22 protein-coding genes and 1 pseudogene are annotated in these 23,318 nt (G+C 41.8%); 19 read left to right on the top strand and 4 right to left on the bottom strand.

From position 1 onward, the window contains the following. Positions 1 to 1,289 precede the first annotated feature (1,289 nt). From HUN01_RS00245 to HUN01_RS00170, 16 genes and pseudogenes are all read left to right on the top strand, one after another. On the top strand, positions 1,290 to 1,724 hold the full coding sequence (locus HUN01_RS00245; protein WP_181927043.1) for a hypothetical protein: 435 nt from the start codon (positions 1,290 to 1,292) through the stop codon (positions 1,722 to 1,724). A 247-nt stretch (positions 1,725 to 1,971) separates the two neighbouring features. Further along, entirely contained in the window at positions 1,972 to 2,952 is a 981-nt protein-coding gene (locus tag HUN01_RS00240) for a caspase family protein (protein WP_181927042.1), read from the top strand. Between the two features lie 16 nt (positions 2,953 to 2,968). Next, positions 2,969 to 4,048 carry a hypothetical protein gene (locus HUN01_RS00235; protein ID WP_181927041.1) on the top strand — a complete coding sequence of 360 codons (1,080 nt, stop codon included), beginning with the start codon at positions 2,969 to 2,971 and terminating at the stop codon, positions 4,046 to 4,048. Beyond that, positions 4,045 to 5,043 carry an AAA family ATPase gene (locus HUN01_RS00230; protein ID WP_181927040.1) on the top strand — a complete coding sequence of 333 codons (999 nt, stop codon included), beginning with the start codon at positions 4,045 to 4,047 and terminating at the stop codon, positions 5,041 to 5,043. The genes HUN01_RS00235 and HUN01_RS00230 overlap by 4 nt, the downstream gene beginning before the upstream one ends. Before the next feature lie 1,790 nt (positions 5,044 to 6,833). Further along, positions 6,834 to 7,316, top strand: a pseudogene (locus HUN01_RS35020) (CPP1-like family protein); the annotation flags it as partial. Between the two features lie 524 nt (positions 7,317 to 7,840). Continuing rightward, positions 7,841 to 8,596 (top strand): ParA family protein, encoded by a 756-nt coding sequence (locus HUN01_RS00220; protein WP_181927039.1) that lies wholly within the window; start codon positions 7,841 to 7,843, stop codon positions 8,594 to 8,596. After that, a complete protein-coding gene (locus tag HUN01_RS00215; RefSeq protein ID WP_181927038.1) occupies positions 8,593 to 9,702 on the top strand; it encodes a ParB/RepB/Spo0J family partition protein in 1,110 nt (369 codons plus the stop codon). Before HUN01_RS00220 ends, HUN01_RS00215 begins: the two co-directional genes overlap by 4 nt. 152 nt (positions 9,703 to 9,854) lie before the next feature. Beyond that, a complete protein-coding gene (locus HUN01_RS00210) occupies positions 9,855 to 10,094 on the top strand; it encodes a hypothetical protein (protein WP_181927037.1) in 240 nt (79 codons plus the stop codon). Beyond that, entirely contained in the window at positions 10,091 to 10,480 is a 390-nt protein-coding gene (locus tag HUN01_RS00205) for a type II toxin-antitoxin system VapC family toxin (protein WP_181927036.1), read from the top strand. The genes HUN01_RS00210 and HUN01_RS00205 overlap by 4 nt, the downstream gene beginning before the upstream one ends. Positions 10,481 to 10,612: 132 nt before the next feature. Next, positions 10,613 to 13,483 carry a DEAD/DEAH box helicase gene (locus HUN01_RS00200; RefSeq protein ID WP_181927035.1) on the top strand — a complete coding sequence of 957 codons (2,871 nt, stop codon included), beginning with the start codon at positions 10,613 to 10,615 and terminating at the stop codon, positions 13,481 to 13,483. A 358-nt stretch (positions 13,484 to 13,841) separates the two neighbouring features. Next, positions 13,842 to 14,222: a DUF1304 domain-containing protein gene (locus HUN01_RS00195; RefSeq protein ID WP_181927034.1), complete on the top strand. Its 381-nt coding sequence runs from the start codon at positions 13,842 to 13,844 to the stop codon at positions 14,220 to 14,222. A gap of 170 nt (positions 14,223 to 14,392) precedes the next feature. Further along, entirely contained in the window at positions 14,393 to 14,707 is a 315-nt protein-coding gene (locus HUN01_RS00190; protein WP_181927033.1) for a hypothetical protein, read from the top strand. Between the two features lie 166 nt (positions 14,708 to 14,873). Continuing rightward, positions 14,874 to 15,881 carry a hypothetical protein gene (locus HUN01_RS00185; RefSeq protein WP_181927032.1) on the top strand — a complete coding sequence of 336 codons (1,008 nt, stop codon included), beginning with the start codon at positions 14,874 to 14,876 and terminating at the stop codon, positions 15,879 to 15,881. A gap of 14 nt (positions 15,882 to 15,895) precedes the next feature. Next, on the top strand, positions 15,896 to 16,978 hold the full coding sequence (locus tag HUN01_RS00180; protein WP_181927031.1) for a hypothetical protein: 1,083 nt from the start codon (positions 15,896 to 15,898) through the stop codon (positions 16,976 to 16,978). A 15-nt stretch (positions 16,979 to 16,993) separates the two neighbouring features. Next, positions 16,994 to 18,535 carry a polymorphic toxin type 24 domain-containing protein gene (locus HUN01_RS00175; RefSeq protein WP_181927030.1) on the top strand — a complete coding sequence of 514 codons (1,542 nt, stop codon included), beginning with the start codon at positions 16,994 to 16,996 and terminating at the stop codon, positions 18,533 to 18,535. A 26-nt stretch (positions 18,536 to 18,561) separates the two neighbouring features. Further along, complete coding sequence (locus HUN01_RS00170; protein WP_181927029.1) at positions 18,562 to 19,029, top strand: hypothetical protein; 468 nt, start codon at positions 18,562 to 18,564, stop codon at positions 19,027 to 19,029. 56 nt (positions 19,030 to 19,085) lie between these two features. On the opposite strand, the gene HUN01_RS00165 is transcribed toward HUN01_RS00170, so the two are convergent. Further along, positions 19,086 to 19,568, bottom strand: coding sequence for a hypothetical protein (locus HUN01_RS00165; protein WP_181927028.1), 483 nt, complete (start codon positions 19,566 to 19,568; stop codon positions 19,086 to 19,088). Between the two features lie 194 nt (positions 19,569 to 19,762). Further along, positions 19,763 to 20,773: a tyrosine-type recombinase/integrase gene (locus HUN01_RS00160; protein WP_181927027.1), complete on the bottom strand. Its 1,011-nt coding sequence runs from the start codon at positions 20,771 to 20,773 to the stop codon at positions 19,763 to 19,765. A 300-nt stretch (positions 20,774 to 21,073) separates the two neighbouring features. Here HUN01_RS00160 and HUN01_RS00155 point away from each other — a divergent pair, with 300 nt between their 5' ends. Then, the gene (locus HUN01_RS00155) at positions 21,074 to 21,448 is read left to right on the top strand and encodes a type II toxin-antitoxin system RelE/ParE family toxin (protein WP_181927026.1); all 375 of its coding nucleotides are present in this window, start codon (positions 21,074 to 21,076) and stop codon (positions 21,446 to 21,448) included. Beyond that, on the top strand, positions 21,445 to 21,771 hold the full coding sequence (locus HUN01_RS00150) for a helix-turn-helix domain-containing protein (protein WP_181927025.1): 327 nt from the start codon (positions 21,445 to 21,447) through the stop codon (positions 21,769 to 21,771). Before HUN01_RS00155 ends, HUN01_RS00150 begins: the two co-directional genes overlap by 4 nt. A gap of 859 nt (positions 21,772 to 22,630) precedes the next feature. Here HUN01_RS00150 and HUN01_RS00145 read toward each other — a convergent pair. Further along, on the bottom strand, positions 22,631 to 22,792 hold the full coding sequence (locus HUN01_RS00145) for a hypothetical protein (RefSeq protein ID WP_238845304.1): 162 nt from the start codon (positions 22,790 to 22,792) through the stop codon (positions 22,631 to 22,633). Beyond that, the gene (locus HUN01_RS00140) at positions 22,785 to 23,036 is read right to left on the bottom strand and encodes a UPF0175 family protein (RefSeq protein WP_181927059.1); all 252 of its coding nucleotides are present in this window, start codon (positions 23,034 to 23,036) and stop codon (positions 22,785 to 22,787) included. Before HUN01_RS00140 ends, HUN01_RS00145 begins: the two co-directional genes overlap by 8 nt. A 104-nt stretch (positions 23,037 to 23,140) precedes the next feature. Between HUN01_RS00140 and HUN01_RS35880 the strand changes: the two genes are divergently transcribed. After that, positions 23,141 to 23,275, top strand: coding sequence for a hypothetical protein (locus tag HUN01_RS35880; RefSeq protein WP_257797959.1), 135 nt, complete (start codon positions 23,141 to 23,143; stop codon positions 23,273 to 23,275). The last annotated feature ends 43 nt before the right edge of the window (positions 23,276 to 23,318 follow it).

Raw genomic sequence — 23,318 nt, 5'->3', positions numbered from 1 at the left:
TAGACAGTTAAGAGAGCGGGATTTTTGAAGTACAGTTGCAACACAAACGTATTATGTATTCTCAATAATTTTAGAGTTATTGAGAATGAGCCAGTTTGATAAAAATGGCTAAAAGCTAGTTTGTGTATGTATTAGACACCAATTTTTTGGTCAAAGCGATGTTCTAAATAGCAGACATTTTGTAGTGAATAGTCAAAGTTTCCTGACAGCTATAACAGTTGAATGCGTGTATAAGCTGTGCAGAATAGCAGACATTTTGTATATAAATAGGGGTTTTAGGTGCAAAATGTCTGCTATCTGTAACTGTGATTAATCAGACAATTTCACTACTTAAAACAAGTTTCATCTCTATTAACAAGCGTGAAGATTGTAAAAGGAACAATTTCTAGGAAGGCATGAAAGAGAAATCATCGAATGTTAGGGGTGCTGGGTTAAGTTAATGAAGGAATTTTTGAAACACAATTGCAACACCAGTGTATTATCAATTCTCAATAATTTTGAAGTTATTGAGAATGAATCCAGCGATTAAATTTTGCTGTAAATCATTGCCACAAAGCATTACACCAGAATTTTTCGTAAAAAGTCTTATGCTCAACTGGTAGCAGTAGGGCTACTCTATAGCTACCAGTTGGGGAATCATCAAATTTTCAACAACTCGCTTTTTTACTGCTCAACTGGTAGCTGTGTGTCACCAGTTGAGCTACCCAACAGCTACCACTTGAGCAAGGTATTTAGAACTACTATTTCAATACTGGTAAACTACATAAAATCTATGTAATAAGTGGTATTTGCAGCAGAGCTAAGGTGTAACTCACAAGTGGAGTGCAGTTGTGATACTACAAAAGTAGTTATTGAGTATTATTTGTTGACGTTGGTTCAAAGTTTTTTAGTTTTGGCTCAAAAAATCTGTTCAAACTTTTTGGCGTACTGTGCGTAAGTTTTGGTCAGGAATTTTTGGTGGAGAAATCAGGCAGGCTTAGGAGGTTTTTGGGGTCGAAATCCTTCTTATTACCTTATGTTTACCTTGTAAATCCCTTGAAAATGCCATTGCAGAACCTTATTTTTGACAAAAAAGAGGCATTTTGAAAAATCTCAATTTTGGGCAACAGTAAATCCTTATATCTGCCATTGAGATGCCATTAAAATGCCATTGCAAAACCTTATAAATGCCTTTTTAAGAAAAATCCTTGTAAATACCTTATAAATGCCTTTTAGTTAAATAATGTTTAGTATGCGAAGTTTTTCTGAGTCCCTGATTTTATCAGGAGCAGAAAATTTGAGTTATTGATTTGCCAGGGGTAAGCGATGTCAGCCAAAAGGGCATCAGCGTAAGGGCAGGATTCACTAGGAACGGTAAGTCTAAAGGAATTTCATACCAGAAAGATGGGCAGGCTTTTAGCGGTACACAGTTAGGTGCAGCTTACACTTTCCCTGGTTTGCAAAAACATCTTGGCGTTGACTACCGACCAGAACGTGATGATAAATTTATTAATAAATTGCTGCTCAAACCTGTTAAACCACTCGCAGTTTATGAGAGACAAAAGCTGTTTCAAGAGATTGAACTCAAACCTCAACAGCCTCAGTTTACGCCCCCGGCAGAAGATGAAATGTCCCAGGCTAAAAGAATTGCACCTAGTGGGCTTACTTGGAATGAGATTTTTATTGAAGCGCAGCAGAAACAAATGCTTGAGCAGAAGCAACGTTATAGGGGTTTTAGTCGGTGAGCCGTGTTGAACCGAAGAACTCGTTGCCGCTGTCGCTCGAATCATGCGGTGGTAGGGACGGGCATTAAGATACTGGTGGGGCTGACAAGCCCCGCAAGCCCGCCCCTACCACTCCACTTCGTCGCATGATTCGCAACGAGTTCTAAAATCTAGAACCTTTAACCTTTTCCAATCTTCCGAAAAATAGTATGCTCAATCAGTATCAAAAGCTCAAATATCAATGTATTTTGGCTGCTCAAATATAAATATGACCCAAACTTTCAAACAAGGATATGCTGTTGTTGTCGGAGTAGGCTTTGACTTGCCTGTCACAATTGATGATGCTACTGCCATTGCTAATCTGCTGTGCGATTCATCTCGTTGTGCCTATCCTACTGAACAACTACGTTTGCTAATTGGCGAAGAGGCAAGCGCTACAAATATCTTATCTGTTTTAAGTTGGCTAGCTCATGCGGCTGGAAAAGATGATACAGTCATTGTTTACTTTTCCGGTCACGGAATTGAAACACCAGATTATTATTTAATGCCTTACGGTTACAATCTGGAAAATTTGCAGGATACAGCGATTCTTGGGTCAATATTTACTGAGTATATACAAGCTATTCAGGCGAAGAAATTATTAGTACTCCTTGATTGCTGCCATGCAGGTGGACTAGCTGAAGCAAAGGGAGCAACTAAATCACCTTTGCCACCATCAATGCTCGCGCAGTTGGGAAGTAGCAGTGGTCGAGTTGTATTGGCTTCGTCACGGAAAGATGAGGTTTCTTGGACTGGAAAACCATACAGTGTTTTTACAGCAGCGCTGTTAGAGGCAATGGCTGGCTACGGAGCATTTGAACAAGATGGCTATACCCGTGTGTTGGATCTGGCAATGTGGGTAGGACGGAAAGTTCCAGAACGCACAAAAGATAAACAGCACCCCATTATTAAGATTAGTAATTTAGAAGATAACTTTGCTTTAGCCTGGTATGCTGCTGGCGAGAAAAGACCACATTCATTACCAAATTGGACAGATAATATTCCAACTATTACACCAGGATTAGATAATGCTCAAGTGGCTACATGGAAGCGAATGTTAACTAATTATCGGAAAAACTTACAACTGATTGATGAGCGAATGAGTGAGTATGTTGATTTTACTGCTATTCCACTACAAATAGAAAATAATCGACGTTTTACAGAAACTAAGATTGCAGAGTTAGAACAAAAACTAGGTATGAAGTTTTAAATATTATGCTGAAGCAATGACTCAAAAAAAAATTAAATTTATTCAGCTACAAATTGCTGAAGCTGAAGATAATCTGCGTCGAATTCAAGAACGGAAATCTAAGTTTGTTGAACCAACTAGCATTCCACTGCAATTAGAAAAGGATGAAGAACTACACCAAAAAAACTTGACGGAACTTAAAGAAATTTTATATCGACTGAAAATCCGTTTTAAACAAAGCAGAAAAAGCCGCCCTATTCCGCCGCTACTGCCCTATCTTTGTGATCGCAGTGAACAAGAATATCATTTGGCTAAAGCATTACAGAAACTGAATCAGCAAGCCCATCGACCGCTTGTTTGCATCATTCATGGCGACGATTTTCAAAGTCATGACATGTTTCTAGAGCGTCTCAAACAAGTTTCGTTACCTAAGCTCATCTACCCAGATGCTGGGGAAATTGCCGTTACTGATTATCTTCTCAGTTGGCCCTCAAGACTTCAAAAAATTGACGACCTTCACAATCAGCTTGAAAAGAAGCTTGCTGATAGATTACTCAATCGCAGCTTTGTATCAAAGGAGGAAATCAATCAATTTTTAGTTGGACATCCTGGTCCAGTGATTATCCACACCCACTTGCTGACTGAGGATTTACAACAGCATGGTTCCAAAATTATCGAAAATTTTTTTCTGTTTTGGCAAAATTGGCCAGATATATTACCCGGAAAATATCTGTTTATATGCTTGTTTATCAAATATCAGTTACCTAAAAAAATAGGATTAAATAAATTTTGTTTTAAGTTTAAAAATAAAAATGTTTCTAATTTTATAAAACAATTATCCTCATCTAATTTTTATCAGTTTGACAGGCTTATATGCACAGTATTACCAGAACTGGATAGCATCACTAGAAGGCAAACAGAGGATTGGGCACGCGACAAAGATACAAGAATTTTTTGGGGTGAGGAGAGAATCGAAGATTTAATTATTAAAATTAGAGATATTTTTGAACAATGGGAGAAGGAAAAATCATCTAATACTATTCCTATGGAATATTTGGCTAGAAACCTGACTGAGATTTTACAAAATTGCTCTATCAGCAAGGAGGAACGCAAATGAAGTTTCCTTTTTATGTTGGTGATGGAAAAAGGCAGCGAAGCGATGTACCAACAACTTTGCCAGTATCACGGCGTTCACAAATGATGATGCCAGAAAACTACATTGCAGATGCAGGATTGGTTGATGCTTGTAATGTTGCTTTGCTGCTAGGACAACCACTTTTACTCACTGGGGAACCCGGTATTGGTAAAACTCAATTTGCCTATAGCCTTGCTTGGGAACTCGGTTTTGAAGAGCCACTCAAATTTGAAACCAAATCTACAAGTACAGCTCGCGATTTATTTTACACTTATGACAGTTTAAAGCAATTTCAAGATGCATACAGCGGTATAGCTAATAGAAACACTCTCAAATATTTGACCTATTGTGCTTTAGGCACTGCAATTTTGCTGACTAGAGAAAAGTCTGAAGTTGTAGAATTTCTCCCGCCATATTTTGTGCATCCTGGTAAAAGACGCTCTATCGTTCTCATTGACGAAGTAGATAAAGCACCCCGTGATTTTCCCAATGATATCCTCAACGAATTGGATCAGATGTATTTTCGGATATTGGAACTAGGGAATGCCCAAATCTTAGCCAATCCTGAATTACAGCCATTTATTATTATTACCAGCAATTCTGAAAAAGACCTGCCGGACGCTTTTTTACGGCGCTGCATTTACTACCATATTCCGTTTCCAAATCGCGATCGCCTAGCGGAAATTGTTGCTAACCGATTAGGTTTATACTCTGGGGCTAGTAGTGAGTTTCTCAACACCGCTCTAGATCTGTTTTTCGAGCTAAGAGCAACTTCAAGTGGCTTACGCAAGAAACCTGCAACTGCTGAACTCTTAGGTTGGATGATCGCGCTGCGAGAAATATCCAATCGTCAAGAGAATCCGCTTACTCAGCCAGAACTAGTTCAGCGAACACTCAGCAATTTAATCAAAACGGCAGAGGATCAAGATAAAGCTAAGAAGATAGTCAAGCAATGGATAGACAACCGCAAGAAGTAAACCCAGGTTGGCTAACTCCAGAGGTGCTAATCGAGTTCATTGATGAGCTGCGCGATGCAGGCTATAAAATCGGCCTATCACAGTATATTGCTGTCCAAGACCTTATACTTGCCTTGATCGCCCAAGGAGAGAATCTCGACCGACCTCAAAGATTCAAAAGTCTTCTGAGTCCATTGGTTTGTCATTCACCAACTGAGCAAGAAGATTTCTATCGACGATTTGACCAATGGCTGCAACGCATGGGTTTCATCGTGAGCCAGGCTGGACCCGTAGACATTAAGGCTGAGGAACTACAGCAGGAGTTACACAAGATTAAGAAGCAGTGGCGGACGTGGAAAAGGTGGTGGCTCGCGGTGATTGCTCTCCTTGCTGTTATGGGTGGGCTTGTTCTAATGTTAGTGCCGTTCCAACCTGAACCCCTAATACCTAAACCTCCAATATTTCAACCTACAAGCCAGCTCACGGGATGGCAGATCATACTGGAAGTATTACTAATGCTTCTGTTTTTATCCTTTGTTACTTTCTTCGTCTGGCGACTGTGGTGGTTTTGGCAGGCGCGTTTATTTCTCTTGCGCCATGCGACCAATCAACAGCCTCAACTTGACCAAATATCTATTGCAGGCTTAGATGAGGAATTGTTTCCCAAGGTTTTGTTTGTACTTATTGCTCAAGGTTTGAGGCAACGCATCCGGATACCATCCAGCGAACTCGATATTAATAGGACGCTAGAAAAAAGTATATGGCAAGGAGGTTGGTTTGCGCCAGTATATCGCTATCGTCAGGTTGTACCTGAATATTTGGTGCTAATAGATCGCGCCAATCATAGCGACCATCAGGCGAGATTTGTTAAGGAAATGATCGACAGGCTGATCAAAAATGAAGTTTTCATCAAAGGTTACTACTTTGACAGCGATCCTCGTGTCTGCTTTCCTATGACAGGAAAAGAGCTTCCCCGCACGCTCAACGAAATTGCGGCAAAGTACAGTGAGTATTGCCTGATCATATTCTCAGAAGCTGAAGGATTGTTTAGTTCACGCACTGGTGAACTCGAGCCTTGGAACGATCTGTTTTCGAGTTGGAGTGTTCGCGCTGTGTTAACCCCAAAACCGTCGGAACACTGGGGATATCAAGAACTGGAATTATCTCAGAAGTTCATCTTTCAACCCGCCACACCTGAAGGGTTGATGGATTTGATACGTAGCATTCAATCTGGAGAATCGCTTTATGAACCTTCAAAAAATATTAGGGCACCTTTCCCAGAAGATTTGAAAATGCGCTCGCGCCGCTGGATTGAACGAGATCCACCAGACTCATTGCTAATTGATGAAGTTTTGAAATCCCTACACCACTATTTGGGCAGAGATGGTTACCTCTTGCTGAGCGCTTGCGCTATCTTCCCAAAGATGCAATGGAATCTCACCCTATACCTCGGCCATACGCTGCACACTGAAGAAGGACGCACCGTCCTCCAAGCTTGTCAGTTAACTGATCTGGCTCGCTTACCCTGGTTTCGTTATGGCTATATGCCGGACTGGTTGCGTGTTCGTTTGATTTCAACCCTTACGGGCAATCAAGCGCATACAATTCGTACTGCACTCCAAGATTTACTAGTCACGGCTGTTTGGGGATCTGTAGGCAGACTGCAATTAGAAATAGCAAGACAGCATCACAGTTTTCTTCCTAAACTTGCTAATTCGATGCTCTCCTTATTATTTAAGCGAGCTTCTGAAGATAGTGAATTAAAAGACTACATCTTTCAAGGCTTTATGACAGGGCAACCTGTACTCGCTATTAAGATGCCAGACGAGTTCAGTTACTTACTAAGGCAGAAAAGCCCTCATTTGTTGCTTCGGAACTTGCCTAAAAATAAAATCTCACTTCTACAGGCTCTATTGTTAGGTGCCAAGTGGGTGATTGGTTTGATGCCACGAATGGTGGTTCAGGCAACAGCAACAGATGTGCTATTACCTGGAGCTTGGTTTCTTGGTTTGAGTTCTATTAGTGTGTTTTACCCAGAGGGAGGCGATCTGGTTTTGCAGTTAGCATTGGTGGTCGGGACAGGCATCAGTATTTTCTTTCTCCATCGCAAGGAACGCAAATTTTGTCGAGCAGTTTTGTTCACCCTGGTCAGTTTAATAATTGGCTTAATCGCTGGGGGACTAATTGCTGGCTGGCTCTTACCACAAACACCATTCCTCAATTTATCATCGAATCAGTTTTCTACTGTAGTGACGTTTATATTGTTGTGGTTGGTTAGTAGCTTTCTGTATTAACTTTCAGGAGTGCCACCAAACCAAAAAGTTGTCAGGATCTGGAAGATGAGCTAGCAGTTTAGTGCTTAAAACCTGCCATTAGGGTTGTTACTGAAGCTATCACCTGGGAGGGGTAAAGTAGCCTGTAAGTATTACGAGAAAAGCATTTCAGCTTTTATGATGATTTGGAATAGCGCTCGCTCCCCATTGCTAAAAAGTTACGATTTGAATTGGAGTCGGAACTAAAGAGCGATTTTTATGTGCTGTTCAACCCTTTTTACTCACTGAACAAGAATCAAAGTGGATAAAGTTCCAACTCCTCAATAAAATTCGGTACTTTATTCATTACTTTGCCTCTGGTGACACTTTCTGTAACTCTACTCCTAATTGCACAAGCGCTCGCAAAAGCCATCACTGGAATTAAAGATTTAACTGCGGATGAATTGTATATTGGTGGTGAGATTTACCCAAAATAAAAATAAATATTGCCGATTGGCGTATTACCGTTATCTTAAGTTGTAATGGTGCAGGTAAACCACTCACTTATGAGCCGAATCATCGCAGTTTTTAATCAGGCGGGAGGTGTTGCCAAAACCACCCTTACCCAAAACTTGGGCTACCAAATAGCGCAATTGGGTCATCGTGTTCTGCTCATCGACATAGACCCCCAAGCCAGCTTAACTATTTTTATGGGCTTGGTTCCAAGAGAGATAGAGCAAACCGTCAACAATGCTATTGTGGATGAACAACCCCTGCCAATCCATGAGGGGATTCATGGTATGGATTTAGCCCCTGCCAACATCTCTCTTTCTACGGCAGAAATGCAATTGGTTAGTGCTTCCATGCGCGATTTTCGCCTGAAAGAAGCCATCGAGCCAATCCAAGAGAATTACGATTTCATCCTCATAGATTGCCCTCCCAGCTTAGGTTTACTCTCTTACATCTCCCTTGTAGCTGCCACCCATGTTCTCGTTCCCCTAGAAACCCATTTCAAAGCCTTTGAGGGAACAGGCGAATTACTAAAAACGGTTGCTACAGTACGCAACAAACCTAACCGGAAACTGCAAATAGCGGGATTTGTGCCGACAAAATACGATGCCCGTAACTCCCAGGACACTCGTACCCTAGCAGCCATCACCGAACAACTAGCAAGCGCCGGAACTGTCTTTGCCCCGATTCCTCGCTCCACTGCTTTTGTTGATGCTTCAGAAGAACGAATGCCCCTTGCTGTGTATGAACCAAAGCACCCATCTGTCCAAATCTTGAAAAAAATAGCCGTTAGTTTAGAATCATTAAAATGAGACGCACTAAAACCAGTCAACCCCTCAAAAGCAAAATTGATGTACCTTGGGATACGACAGGCATCAATAATGCCGATTCTCAAGTGACCATCCCATTAGACCAGATTATTCTGCCGCCGAATCAACCACGCCGTTACTTTGATTCTGAAGCATTAAAGCAGTTAACTGAATCCATCAAACAGCATGGCATCTTGCAGCCCTTGTTGGTACGCCCTCTTGATGGAGAGAAACACGAATTAGTCGCAGGAGAACGCCGCTATCGTGCTGCCTTAAGTATTGGGCTAAAAGTTGTCCCCGTCGTCATCAGAGAATTAGATGACAACGCAGCTTTTCAATTTGCACTTATAGAAAATTTACTGCGAGAAGACCTTAACCCAGTTGAGGAAACCGAAGGTATCCTGCAACTGCTGTCTCTCAAACTAGGTCGAAGTGTTGAGGAGATACCCCCATTCCTGTATCGTCTACAACGCCTAGAAAAAAAAGCATCTACAGTTACCCATAACGTTATGGGCGCACACGATGGCGAAGGTGATGAACCTACCCATAACGTTATGGGTGGAGTTGAAAATGATTCTACCAATAACGCTATCAGCGACGATGAAGGTGATATTGACTTATCTACCCATAACGTTATGGGCGAAACCGAAACAGATAATTCCGACCTCAACCAGGAGCAGGCATTAAACCCAGACCTCAAAATCGTTGAAGGAGTGTTTCTTGGCTTAGGGTTAATGACCTGGGAATCTTTCGTTAAGAACCGCCTGCCCTTGCTCAACCTCCCAGAAGATATCCTTGATGCGCTAAGGGAAGGCTCACTTGAGTACACCAAAGCTAAAGCCATCGCCCAGATTCAGAAATTAGATGAGCGCGTTGCATTTTTAGAACAAGCTCTTGCTAACAACTGGTCTTTAAGTGAAATCAGACAGCGCATTATTGAGAAGAAAAGCCCAGCCTCTACCGCAAACACCGAGTCGAACGATTATAAAGAGCGCTTTACTGCTGCGACTACCAAACTAAGAAAGTCGCGTATTTGGTCAGACCCCAAGAAGCGCAAGCAAATAGAGAAACTACTTGCACAACTGGAGACGCTGACAAATGTTGAGTAAGCTCAAGTTGCCACTGCTCCCCGGTTCTCTCGAAATCATGACTTACGCAAGTTACGGCTAAAAAGTCAGGGGAGCCAAAGTGCCATAATAAAAAAACTAGAGAAAGTAAGATCCGTTTCTCTTTTTCTCCATTAACAAATAGGAGTAGTAAGATGGAAGCTCACAAAATAGAAGCTGTTTTAACGGAAGATGGAACTTTGATGCTACGGGGCTTACCTTTTCATGCGGGGGATGCTGTGGAGGTGATTATTCTGTCAGCTAAAACTCCACAACTTCAAGGAGCAGCGCCTAGCCAACCAGAAACAAATCTTTATCCACTGCGCGGTAAAGTAATCCGTTACGATGATCCAACAGAACCCGTTGCCTTGTCAGATTGGGAAGTTTTGCAATGATCGTACTTGATACCCATATCTGGGTTTGGTGGGTTGACGATAACTCCAGACTAACTACAAAGTATCGAGAGTGGATAGAAGAATATCAATCTCAGGGTTTAGGAGTAAGTATTGTTTCTTGTTGGGAGGTCGCCAAATTAGTAGAAAAAAATCGGCTGGTTTTTTCTTGTTCAGTTAATGAATGGTTGGAAACAGCTTTGGCTTATCCCGGAGTACAGCTATTAAATTTGACGCTACCGATAGTGGTTGATTCAACTCAATTAAGCGGATTTCATAGTGACCCTTTTGACCAAATTATTGTAGCTACAGCCAGAAATCATGGGTGTCCAATGTTAACTGTTGACGCGAAAATTCTTAACTATTCTGGCGTGGAAACGCTTTCATAGCGTTATGAGCCATTATAATTGTTAATTTTTTTGTGGAAAACTGCTGACTACTTCGGTATGTTGGCGATAAACGACAAAAAATATTAAGTTAAGGAGAGTACCAGTAGTACAGTCGCTCCCACAAGTGTTCCTATGCTAGAGTCAGAAAAACTTATCCAGATAGTACAATCCTGGCTAGGCTACATCAGGTTAGAAGAACTGACTCAAGCTGAGGTCGAGCGTTCTTCAGATATCTATTCAAAAGTAGTAGATAAGGGAGTGCAGCTGGTTGCCAACAAGCTACTGTTAGATAGTGAAGTATTTACACAATTCCAGCAACAGCAACAAGCAGCTAAAAGAGGGAACAAAAATGATGTTCAGATGGCTGTTGCTTTCCCACAAATCTATATAATCAACGGCAAGGGCAAAGACCAAAAGCTGAAATACTTGCCTCTGTTCACCATCGATATTTCACCCATATTCAAAGGTAATTACCGCAAAACTGGCTGGGACTTGACCGAATACGAGTTTCAGCCAGTCATTGTTAATTTAATGCGGCTGTACAAACTAGAGGAAGAACAAGCCGAATCACTGATTGTTGCATCAGGAATTTTAAAATTCTTAGAAGACACATTTAAAGGAAGATTCCCAACACTTCGAGACTTTCTAGAACTGGTAGATTTACCCCAAGGAAACTACAAAACCTCTCGACAACCTTATTTGCTACGCTGCGATTTTACACCCTATAACGCCCTACTTAAGCAAGATATACAAGAAATACTCAAGGAACTCCAACAACCTGACTCTAAGGCTGAATGGCTAACTGAAACTCACCCAGCGATGCAGTATCTCTGGGGTCAGCCACAATCACCGAGAGATGAGGTGATGTTCTGGGGGGCTTTCCCGTCCCATGCGCCTGATGAATTTCAAGCGTCTGTCCTGAAACACGCCCAAGAGAACTTACTAACTGCTGTTTGTGGGCCACCCGGAACTGGAAAAACAGAAGTGTTTCTCCACCTCATAGCACAGCAAGTAGTGAATCGGGCGTTACGGCTTGTTCAGGGTCTTGATGATGCAAAGAATTTAATATTCTTTGTCGGCGCTAATAACAGCACCGTTAAAAAATTCCAACAACGACTGGCTATAGATTCTCCTGCTCAACAGTTTTATCTTCCTGGTGGCAACCAAACTATTATTCGTAAGGAAACCCTACCCAAACTCCAATCAAGCACTGATTGGCTGCGTAATGCTGAATTTGATCAGGATTCTTGGCAACAAGCCAAACTTGAATTGCTGCAAGCCGAGAGTGAAATTCAGCAACTCCAAGAGCAAGACCGCTTGAATACTGCTCAAAAAGTTACTGATACCGAACTGCGATCGCAATTGGAAGTAGAAATTCAATCCCTCAATAACGAGATTGCTGTTACTGATTCCGAGTTCCAAGCCCTAACTGAACAGCTATCAAGTTTGTCTGATTATGCAAATTTTCCCCTTGATGCCTACCAGCAAATACGAGAAGCATTATTCCAGGCAGAACGAGAACTAGCAAAAGAGTCCGACTCCATTACAAAACGCGCCTTGGATTGGCTTAATGCTACTACGGATCAGCGAATTTTTAAGCGTCTAGCAAATAGGATAAACGCTGCTGTTTTAAATACCTTGGCGACAGGGCATCCCTTTCAGACCCCCCTTGACCGTCCTAGTTTAATCACAGCAGTCACCTCTGTTAACCAAAAACTCGATTTTTCACAGCAATGGCAGAATATTAACCGGAAAGTAACTTCCGTTCAAACCCAACTAACAGCTTTTAATAATGAACTAGAGCTAAAACTTTTCAGACATCAACAAATTCAAAAACAAATCGATAGTTACCCGCAAGGGGATTTCTACAATCTTTTTTACCGCGACCACCACCAATTACAGCTAGAACTGTTTCAACGTGCCTGGGCGTTTCTATTGCAAGAAGTTCTCCGACGCAAGGAGAGCGTTATGAGGGCATTGTCAACTTATGGCAGCGTCTTGACGGGCGACGGAGAGGCATTGCTCAAGTTAGAAAGTGATAGTGATGCCATCTACCGTGACTTGAGCTTGATTTTCCCTGTCATTACCTCCACCCTCCAATCAATGCGTAATATGTTGCCAATTCTTCAGCCTAATATCATCAAGCTGGCACTGGTGGATGAAGCCGGGACAACTCTTATACACCAATTATTTCCTTTGCTAGTGCGATCGCAACAGGCAGTAGTAGCAGGCGACCCCCAACAAATTGAGCCAATAGTTAACCTTTGCGACGATACTATCAAACAATATCTGAAAACCGCCTTTCTGGATCGGGGCATGGGGAATGAAGACTACTATCGCTATGCCCCCACTGCCAAATACACAGCTACCGCTTATCATCGCGCTGCTGGTGCTAATGGCACAGAAGGCGACTTAGGCAATGGCATTATTCTCTCTAATCATTACCGTTGCACCCCACCCATTATTCAGTTTTGCAGCCCCAACTATCCCGGTGGTCTGCAAATCCTTTCAGGTGATCAGCAGACTGCAACGGTCAAGCATCTGCTGGCTTACCACGTTGAAGGAAGCCACTTAAATCACACCAATCCCGAAGAAATTGATGCTGTAGAAACTATAATTGCGTCCTTGCTAAAACATGGGTACTCTACTAACTCGAATGACAACTCAAAAACAATTGGGGTGATGTCGCCGTTTTCGCAGCAAGCTAACGCGCTCAAGTATCGACTCTCTAATCGGTGGCGAAACTTTTCTTGGGATGATATTGGCACAGTTCACACCTTTCAGGGGGGAGAAAAAGCAGCCATCATCTTCTCTCCTTACCAGTGTCACCAAGAGCATAGTTTTTGGTTCCTCAACCGCAAACCCAATTTGCTGAATACAGCCGTTAGTAGGGCAAGGGAATTGTTTATTTTGGTGGGTAATGTTAGGGAACTAGAGTTAGCCGGTGGTGAAACCAAGCGGTTAATTGAACACATTCGGCAACATGGAGAAATTCGCTCTTAGTGAGGTTTGAATGACATCGTTTAAATGCTCCACGGCTGGCACTTGTAAATATTGGAACTGTTAAGTTTAATGATAATTCAGTCAAAAAAGTGTACTAAATATTTTTTTTAGGAGAATCTATGAAATATCCTATATCATTTATTACTGATGGCTTGGATTAAATCACCGTAGAAATAACTAAAAAATTTTAAGAACACTTTTCTTGTTGGTGATTAGGGAGACTTACCCTAGTCTGATGGCTAGCTAATCTTAAATATAAAAAACTTCCTCTTTAGTCTGAGGTTACATTACCAATCTCATCAAAGAAGAATTCACCTCTCTAATGAAGTCAACTTTTTAGAATAAGGAACATCCAAGAGTGCCAACTTTAGCTAAGATTTCTGTTGTAATTGTCGCGGCTGTGCATATTGCTATTTCAGTAGTAGAAATGTTTTTCTGGAATAACTCATTTGTCTATCAAAGGCTTGATTTTACCCCTGAAATGGCCAGTATAGTTACTCCAATTGTGCAAAATGCAGGTCTTTATAATGGCTTTATTGCTGCTGGCTTAATTTGGGGAGCTTTTACCAAAGACAATGTACTGCTGCTGCGAGTTTTTTTCTTAGTGTGTGTCGTAATTGCAGGCATATTTGGTGCATTGACTTTAAAGTGGACAACTCTTGTACTTCAAACACTTCCCGCATTTGCAGCGTTGACTCTTGTCTGGTTAAGCCACTCTCAGTTTAAATTGCAAGATTGATTGTATTACTAAAGTTATGGTTTATTGCACACACCGTTACTATACATTGAAACTTTTTGTAATTGCATTTTGTGAGATGGATAAACAAAGTACTTTAATCATAGTTAATATTTTTGGATTAGTTGAGTAAAAATTATGAGCCTATATAGTTGCTAGAACGAGATTTTAGTATGGGAATTTATGAAACTTTCACTTTTGTCGTACTGGGAATACTCCTAGGACTACTGGGGCAAATCTTGCGGATTGTTGTTGGTATCAAAAAGGAAATTGATCAAACAATTGCTAGCGGCAAAACATTAAAAGATTCCTTTGACTCAATCCGTCTAGCTATTAGCTTGATGATTGGAGGACTTGCAGGAGGCTTGGGTGCGATTACTCTTCTAGGGACAGAGATAAATCGAGAATTACTCCTTACCTTAGTTGCGATCGGTTACTCTGGAGCAGATTTCATAGAAGGATTTATCCGAAAAAATACTCCGCTGTGATTGGAGACATATACCGACTTAGAGCTTGTCACGAAATAAGCTTGACATTGATTGAGGTAGAAATGCTTTCTTAGTAAGCTTTCTGAGTACAAGGTTGTAACAGTTATTTCTTGACAGGCTCTTAGACCTATCTTTTGTACTTTTAACTGACTAAAGAACAGAAACCATGAAAAATAGCTTTACTAAGATTGTAATTATTCTCTCTTTGTGCATTACAATTTTTGTATCAATTTGTCCACCTAGCTTTGCAACGCCTCGCAGGGTTGAAGAGTGCGGAATAGAAAGCTACGTTAGCAGAGCTGATCCTATTTGTGGTGCTATTACTACTCGTTCAGCCGCCTGCGGAGTTGAACAGTATAAGGAACAGCAGTCAAAAACTTGCCCTGGATATTTAAGTGCGGAAACATTATGGTTCAAAAAATGGAATGTTTTAGATTCAGATTGTTCCTCCATACCGGGCACTAAGGGCACTTATCAATTTACAGGTAATCGAAGACAAGAAGAGTGTATTGATAACTGTGATGGCTGCAACAAGCCGCGCTGTGTTAAGTATGCATATGCAATTGAATGTGCCCGAACCGAGTCCATTCCTAAATGTAGATTGCCTGCTTTTGGGGCTCAGGCGTACAAGCAGTGTAGTCATCCATCTCACGGGTATAATACATGTGCTCGTGAAGAATTTGGAAAGGTTTGGAAAGATTGTGAAGTTCGCAAGACAAAAGCAGAGCTAACAGCATATATCGAAGGTCTGAGTCCAAACATTGATGTAATGGGTGTAGCTTTAATCCAAAATACAGGCAATTTACTAAAGCTAGATGGAAACGAGATTGCCTTGGCTTGCTACATCAAGCGATGGGATTCAGATCCGCTTTATAAAGATGCGATCGAGGAGTTAAAAACGATTCAGTTTCCTGCGCTGTTTGGAGTTACTTATGACTCAAATAACTATGATTGCTCTAGTCCACCTCAACTGACTGTATCCACCGAAAGCTGTTCAGACGGAACACCTCGTTGCAAGTTCCAAACAGCTTATAATGCAGCGCTTAAGTTTTTTGAGACCAATAAAGCTGAGGTTGCTGCCCTTATAGATGACATTGTGGCTCGCACAGATAGCACCTATAAAACTCAGCTTGAAAGTCTAAATGCGAAGCTTGATAGCTATTACAAGTCTTAGTGAGAGCATTAAATATGGCAGAACTAGAAGAGCTAAAAAAGCAGAAGATATGTCACCTAAAGCTTGAGCTTCCACTTGAGAAGTTGAAGCGATTAATGGAATTTTGGTTCAACAACCTTGATTCAGACTATAACCTGGAGAAAAACTTTGTTGCACTTCAGGAGAAACATGAGCGTTACTTTACCTTAATTGAGGAGTTTGTTCAAGATAAGTTAGACACACCCAGCACTTTAGATGACTTGAACGAAGCGTTAAAACAACTTGGGCAGGCACAAAATAAGCTTGCAGAAGCTCTTGGTAAGGTGGTTTTAGCAGACACTATTTTTGCTTACTCACTGGATACTCTTATTATTGGACTGCGTGAAATTAAGTTCACGCTAGATTTCATTGTAAAAGAGTCTGATTATCCTGAACTCAAGAATGAGTTTGAGGAGATGCAGAAAGCAATTCAAAGTTGGATTGATAAAACTGCCTATGCAAAAGCCTTCATATTAGAGGCTAATCGTAAGCGCTCTCTTGTATTCGGAATTGTGCGTGATAAATTGGATCTTCACCTGCAAAGTGAATTTGCTAGAGTTTCAGGACAGAAACTAGAAGACCTTAAAGGTCAAATTGATGCAATTTTAGCTGCAAGAGATTTATTAATAGAAATTGAGAACTGGTGGTTCAATGCAGCCCAATCAGATGCATCTGGAATAGTATTACGAAATAGATACCTCCAGTATGAAAAGTCTCTATTTTTTATGCGTGCAGACCATGCCCAAGGAGCGAGCTTGCTTGAGCGTATCGAGACTCTCAAAACAACTCTACCTCCTAAATCTAAAGTTGAGGTTGAGATTACAGAAGGAACTTTGAAAGCGAACCTTACAACTCTCAAAACACAGATTGATGAATTAGCTGAAGGTGGATGGCAACCACTTTTTGACAGGCAGAAATTTCTGGTTGAAGCTAGGGAGAGGAGTACTAGCAGCCTTTCGAGTGGTTGTAAAGCAGCTATAGAAGACTTCAAGAAAAAAGCATCTGACGTTCAAACACTTCTCGATTTTAGAGATGCTGAGGAAGCCTTTAAGAAACATGTTGTTGCTTGCTCAGTTTAAGTGATAGGTAAGAATATGAGTGAGAGTGATACTACATTCGAAACAGATACTAGTGGGAATGTTAAAGCTGAAGCTCCTACTAATATAGATGGCTCGAATCCACCTAAAGGGTCCCCTGATGGTACGGGTGGGTGGGACTTCAGCTGGGAAGGAGGATCTGGAGGCAGTGGATCTTCTGGCTCAGATGGCAACAATCCAATAGAGGTTGATCCGTCTGAGAAAGCTCCATCAACTGGTAATAGTCCAACTAAAGAAGGTGAACCGTTAACTGGGGAAGCTGGTGATGATTTAAATGGTTCTGGAGGTTCTGGCCAAGGTGGCTCTAAAGGACCTAGAGTTGATGAAGGTGGTTCAGGGCCACAATCTGGCACGCCTGGACGAACCAAAAGGACTTACAAAAATATTGGTGAACTGAGGGATGAAGTTGAGAAAGAGCGTAAAAACATTAAGGAGATTGCGGGAAACTTAACTAAAAAATGTAAGGAACAACAAGATGCTCTTCAAGGCGAAATAAACCGAGCAGGAGCGAAGCATAACAAATTAGCTCAAGGGGTTTTTGATAAACTTCCACCTATTCCTGGACCAGGTGTGGGATCAGGAACGGGATCAGGAACGGGATCAGGGACGGGAGGAGGAACAGGAACAGATCCAAGAACCCCTCCAAACGCACCTTTAGGTCCAAGAGTTAAGCGTAGTTATGCTCACTTTCAATTTACTAAAGCAAACGCGCCACCAGAAAGCAAACCCTTGATCGACGTTGCAGAAAAAACTCTGGAAAAGGCTGATCAACTTTGCGAAGCTGGAGACCTTGAAAACGGTAAGAAAGCTCTAGACACAGTTGATGCATTAACCGGAGCAGCCCTCGATCCTAAACAACAACCTAGCCCACCAGATCCAGGTGCTGATTCAAATACACAGCAACGCTCAAAGGCTCAAAATACATCATTAGAGCTATGCCAAGCAGCAAATAAACTTGACGATGCAGGTTTCTCAAACCTTGCAGGCTCACTAAGAGTCACGGCTGGAGACCTCCTGAATTTTGGTCTTGGGCTAGCACGATCCAATAAGCTAGTTGATCTACCATTTAATTTTGTCGAAGCTTTTACTGGAGAAACTATTGAGTTTGATGATTCTGGCAATATTAAAGTACGCAAGATAACTGACCTTGAAAGAGTTTTTGCAGTAGTTGGTATTGTTCTTGTAGTAGGAGCAGCGCTCTATGGTGGAATAGCTCCTATAGTAGGAGCCGGGATTGCTGGTGCTGTAAAAGAAATTCTTGATAAGGCAAAACCAGTTAAAGGTAACTTGCCCAAAAAAGCGAATCCAGGAGAGGTTTTGGTTAAGCAAAACCCCCAAACAGGTAAAGTGACAAACTATGCAGTTTATGATGACAAAGGTTTAATCGAGAAGCGAATAGATTTAGAGGGAAAGGCTCATGGCGGAATACCTACACCTCATGTAACAGATTATGAGATTAATATTAACCCGAGAACTGGCGAAACTTTTAGGAATCCCCAAAAACCTGTTCGACCTGCTCGTCCAGATGAAATACCTTAAGGACAATAAGAAGTAGAGAGGTAGTAATGGCACGTATGGAATTGAGAATTGATCAGCTTAAAGATTTTCAACTTTGGAAAACTGCAAATTCCGAAAATTTTTCCCTTGGTGACTACTTGTTTGGAGTCTCAAATTTAGAAACTGCAATTGTATTTACAAAACTTTTTTGGGCGGATTTTCTTAATCATGAAGGAGGAATCTTTCTTGCTGATGGTTTTACTGTGGAGAACTATGAAAAATGGAAGGAAGAATTAGATGGCGATATTAAATCTATCGAAAAAATAATAAATCTGCGGTATGTTGCTGATTTGCTACCAGATGCTGATGACATTAGCCGTAATAACCTGATCTATTTTGGACAGACTCTTGCAGATATCTGGGAAAGCAAGTTGACTAAGACATTTCCAGAAAAACTGTTCTTGGTAGAGTGCGATTTTGACAAGGATGACTTAGAAAGCGAAATCACTGTTACATTGTCTCAGGTTCGGGAATAACCCTCTTTTGTCACTTTCAGAAAACAATAATCGAACCAAAATTCTGAAACTTTTATCTAGTCGAGCTTTGAGCTTTTATTTTCTAACAGTAACTCAGTTTTGTAGACAAAACATGGAGATGCAAGCCCTGAAAGGCTTTCAGAGTTTGGGTTCCACCAAAGTGACAAAAGAGGGATAATTTTAGCCTTACTAAATTCCTTAGCGTACAATTTTCCCGTTTCGGGTGCGACACGATGGCGCACGAAGGGTTGGAAGCCCCTATATACAAAGCTTCCAAAAGATGAGTGAGGAACCGATTCCTCCAGTCTGGTGTCCAAGACTGTTCCTAACCTTCCCATGCACCACTGGTAACGGCGGTGTGTGAAGCGGAAAGTTTTGCCCAAGGAAGCATTTAGCCTAAAAATGTAACCGGGCAAAGGAAAGATTGGATGGGTGAATGTAAATGAATCCTTATTGAGGCATCGTAAGAAAAGGTCATCGAAAAGGCTGACACGGTGATACGAGTGAATGTACTGAATACCCCGAAACCATTCAGTCAAGGTTTAACTCCCTAATGAGAGTTGAACTGGGACACCAAACACAAGGCGTGTAGAAAGGACACCCTACCCAATTAAATCTCATCCGTGCGTAACGTAGTAACCCCAATGAAGTCTGGGATTTACCCAGTGCGCTGAAACATTCATAGCATTCTTCAATTCTGCTGCCACCCTTCACTAATAGTCTGGCAACCCGTTCAATCCAATCCATCCATCAATAACTCAGACATCTCCAGCTGATCACGGTTGCGGTTGTCGTCGTAAATTTGCAGCGTATTTAACTTTGCGTGTCTGCTGAGTTTCTGGGCTTTGCGGACATTGCCATCAGTCTTTTCAAGTACAGCAGTGATGGCACTATGGCGACAACGGTGCGGTGACATAGTTTTTTCAACCCCTGCCCGTTTAAATAAACGCTTGACTATTTTATAAATGCCATCGCCGGTTAACCTGTGACCAGCATTTTGAAAGTCAACCGAGGTAAACAATGGGCGGGACGAGGACATATCGCCACCACGAGCAATCAGCCAGTCAGTAATTGCTATCACAGTAACTTTTGGCAGATTCATCGTCACTCGTACTTGCTTGCCCTTACCCAAAATCGATAGCGTTCCCTTAGAGCCGTCAAAATGCCTCAAGTCTAAGGTGCTAATCTCATTTCGCCTCAAAGCATTGCCCCACAGCAGCAGCAACAAAGCATAGTCCCGTTTCCCCGCCAACGTCGAGCGATCGCACTGCCGGATCACGCTCAAAAATTCCTGCTCAGTTACACCGCTAGTGTCGCGGTAGGACTGCACTGGAATACTGTCCACATCTACAGCATAGTTGCACACACCCAGCTTTCGTCCAAAAGCAACCAGAGACTTGATGGCCGCGAGTCGGCGGTTAATCGTGTTGGGTGCTAGTCCAGCTTCAGCGAGTATGGCTCTGTACTTAGTCACTACCAGCGTGGCTTTGTGACCTTCCAGGTGTAAAAACTCCAAGATAGAATCGCGGTTAGGACGCAGGCCAGTCATGCGAGTAAAAAAATCCGTGATATCTTTGCGGTAAGCTTTACGGGTTCCCTCGCTGTTCTTGGATTTCAGCAATTCCTCTAATACATCGGGGTCAGAGTCAATTACGCCTGCAAAGTACGCCTCAATATTGGCACTGAGGGCATTTTCCAATTTTTGGACTACAACTAACTCGACGGATTCTGTATCTTTGCTCATGACTGCACCCCGGCTGCGGTATCGAGAATGGCGCTTTCCAATACCAACAACATTATCCAGCTGTTGGGGGTCACAGTTTTATGCTTTTTCTCTTGTTGCGTCCGTCTCAATTGTCTACATTCACTTCTATACCCCTGGTTGATCCATCGTTGCTATCAAAACCGATATCAATTTTCTCTCCACCAGCGTCTACACGGCAGTCTAGAAGGAAACCAACTGTAAATAAAATTTAGCTCTCTAGTGGTGCGGGGGACATTTCATGCTATTGTCTGACTGATTTTATAGGAAATTTCATATAATATGGAAGATGATGAGGATATTATAGAAATTCCTTTACGACCTCTTGTTTGGATGGGAGACTCTCTCAAAAATATCCGCTCATTTCCAGAAGAGGTGCGTGCATCAGTAGGCTATGCACTGCAATTGGTGCAAGCAGGGGAAACACCAATGGATGCCAAGCCTTTTAAGGGGGTTGGGAGTGGTGTGTATGAAATCGTCAAACGCTACGATACCGATACTTACAGGGCTGTTTATGCGGTAAAGATTGGAGAAAAAATCTATGTCCTGCACGCTTTTCAAAAAAAATCAAAGCAGGGTATTAAAACTCCACAGGCTGATGTTGATCTGATTAAACAACGCTATAAGGACGCGGTAGCCAGGGAGAAACAACAATGACACAGGAACCAGTTTTTGAAGAAAGCAGTGGCAATGTATTCGCTGACCTCGGTTTATCTAATGCAGATGAACTTTTTACTAGGGGAAAGATAGGGATTCAGGTACTGCGCCTTTTGAAACAACGCAACCTGAAACAACGGGAAATCAGCGAACTTCTTGGCATTCCCCAGCCGGAAGTATCTCATTTGATGAAAGGAGAGTTTCAACGCTTCAGCGAGGGCAAACTCCTCATTTTCCTCAAGCGACTCGATACGGAAATCACCTTACATCTTCGCCCTCGTCACGCGCAGGGCGAACCTACTGAAACTGTGATATCGCTATAGGGAAGGATGGAAGCCTGAAAATTTCTTAATTCTTACGGTACACAGAAAGGAAATTTCCAATACCTAAACCATTATCCATCTGTGGGGGGTTAGCCATCACACATTTATGCAGACGGTTGAAAACCATCCATTACAAAAAACCCCCAACTCATCATTGGGGGTTTTTTGCTACTTAGTAATAACTTCTACACAGTTTTGTAGAAGCTGAATAAAAACTGGGTCTTGTATATCTTTGTATAAAAGATAACCATTATGCAAAATGACTAGCACAATACTGACCAGCTTGAGCCTTATGAGAGTTTTGTTTTTCATAGTTTGAGAGGATGTTTTAGTACATCAACCCAAACAGCAAACTATTAATGTTTAACTTTGCTTTTTAATAGCTATCTCTATTGGCTTCTCCTGGCTTTCAAACGGCTTTCTAATAGCCTGACTAGCCAACTTGCCTAAACTCTTAGCTTTACGTAGCTTTCTCTAACTTCTCAGATGTTGCTGTTAGAGTTGTTACACACATTATAGCACAACATTAAAAATGTGGTGAAGTCAAGATGGGTTACTTATTTGACTAGGAACAACTCTCATAAGAGCTTTCTGTCCCAACTCCTGACAATACCAGAGGGCGATCGCTCTCCGTCAATGCCATCCCGGATAGCTTACGCATTAGGCAAGCTAAATGCAACAAAATTACACTTGTGTTGCACTGGCGATTTTAGTGAATTCCACTTTGCTAACTAGATCCCTAGATGTAGCAAGTTTGACCTGCTAGGTTAGACTGGAAACGCTTAAAGTCTTAGTTTTTTGTTTTCGGTGCATTATGAGTCCCAAATATCGTAAAGGGCAAAAGGTACAAGTTTACAACTCAGGACAGCAAATAATTCGTGTAATCGCCGAGGTTCGGCCAATAGGTGGCCACAGCATTAGGAACAATAACCGATGAACTAATGACCTGTAATAAATCGAGAAACCCGCCCTTGGTCAAAAAAATTAATGGGGATGTGTTGATAGCAGGCAGTTCAGCCACGGTTAAACTCGCTCTGCAAATCATCAAAATCAACAGCGAAGACATCCACTTGTTCACGGGCTAGGACAGCTAGAAAGTCTCGGCGGTTTAACCCAGCAACAGAGGCTGCTTTCTCCATCGAGATTTCCTGCTTCTGATACCAGTAGATAGCAGCAGCGAGGCGCATATCGCGCACAAATTCTTCTGGACTCAGGCGACGGGCGCTAAATACTTCTTCTGGCAGGTTAATCGTGACATTAGACATAATTTATGTCCTAAATTGCTGCATTATGCTGCATTAATAATATCAACCTTTTCTTTTAACATCTGTATATAAGGCGCAACTAACTGCGGCGGGAGCTTTCTTGGGTGGTAGTGACAGCGATCGCTCTCACGAATGTTTTGCTACCACCAACCATCTATGAGATAAAGCCAGTAGAAGGCGATCGCCCTCTCAATCAACTGAAATTTTCCCAAGCGGCAATATTGCAATTTAATAAGTAAATAGAAAATTACAAGAAACAAATTAATGTCAAACCTTATACTC

The organism is Nostoc edaphicum CCNP1411 (genome assembly GCF_014023275.1).
Classification (GTDB): Bacteria; Cyanobacteriota; Cyanobacteriia; order Cyanobacteriales; family Nostocaceae; genus Nostoc; species Nostoc edaphicum_A.
This window is presented reverse-complemented; position numbering and strand designations above follow the sequence as displayed.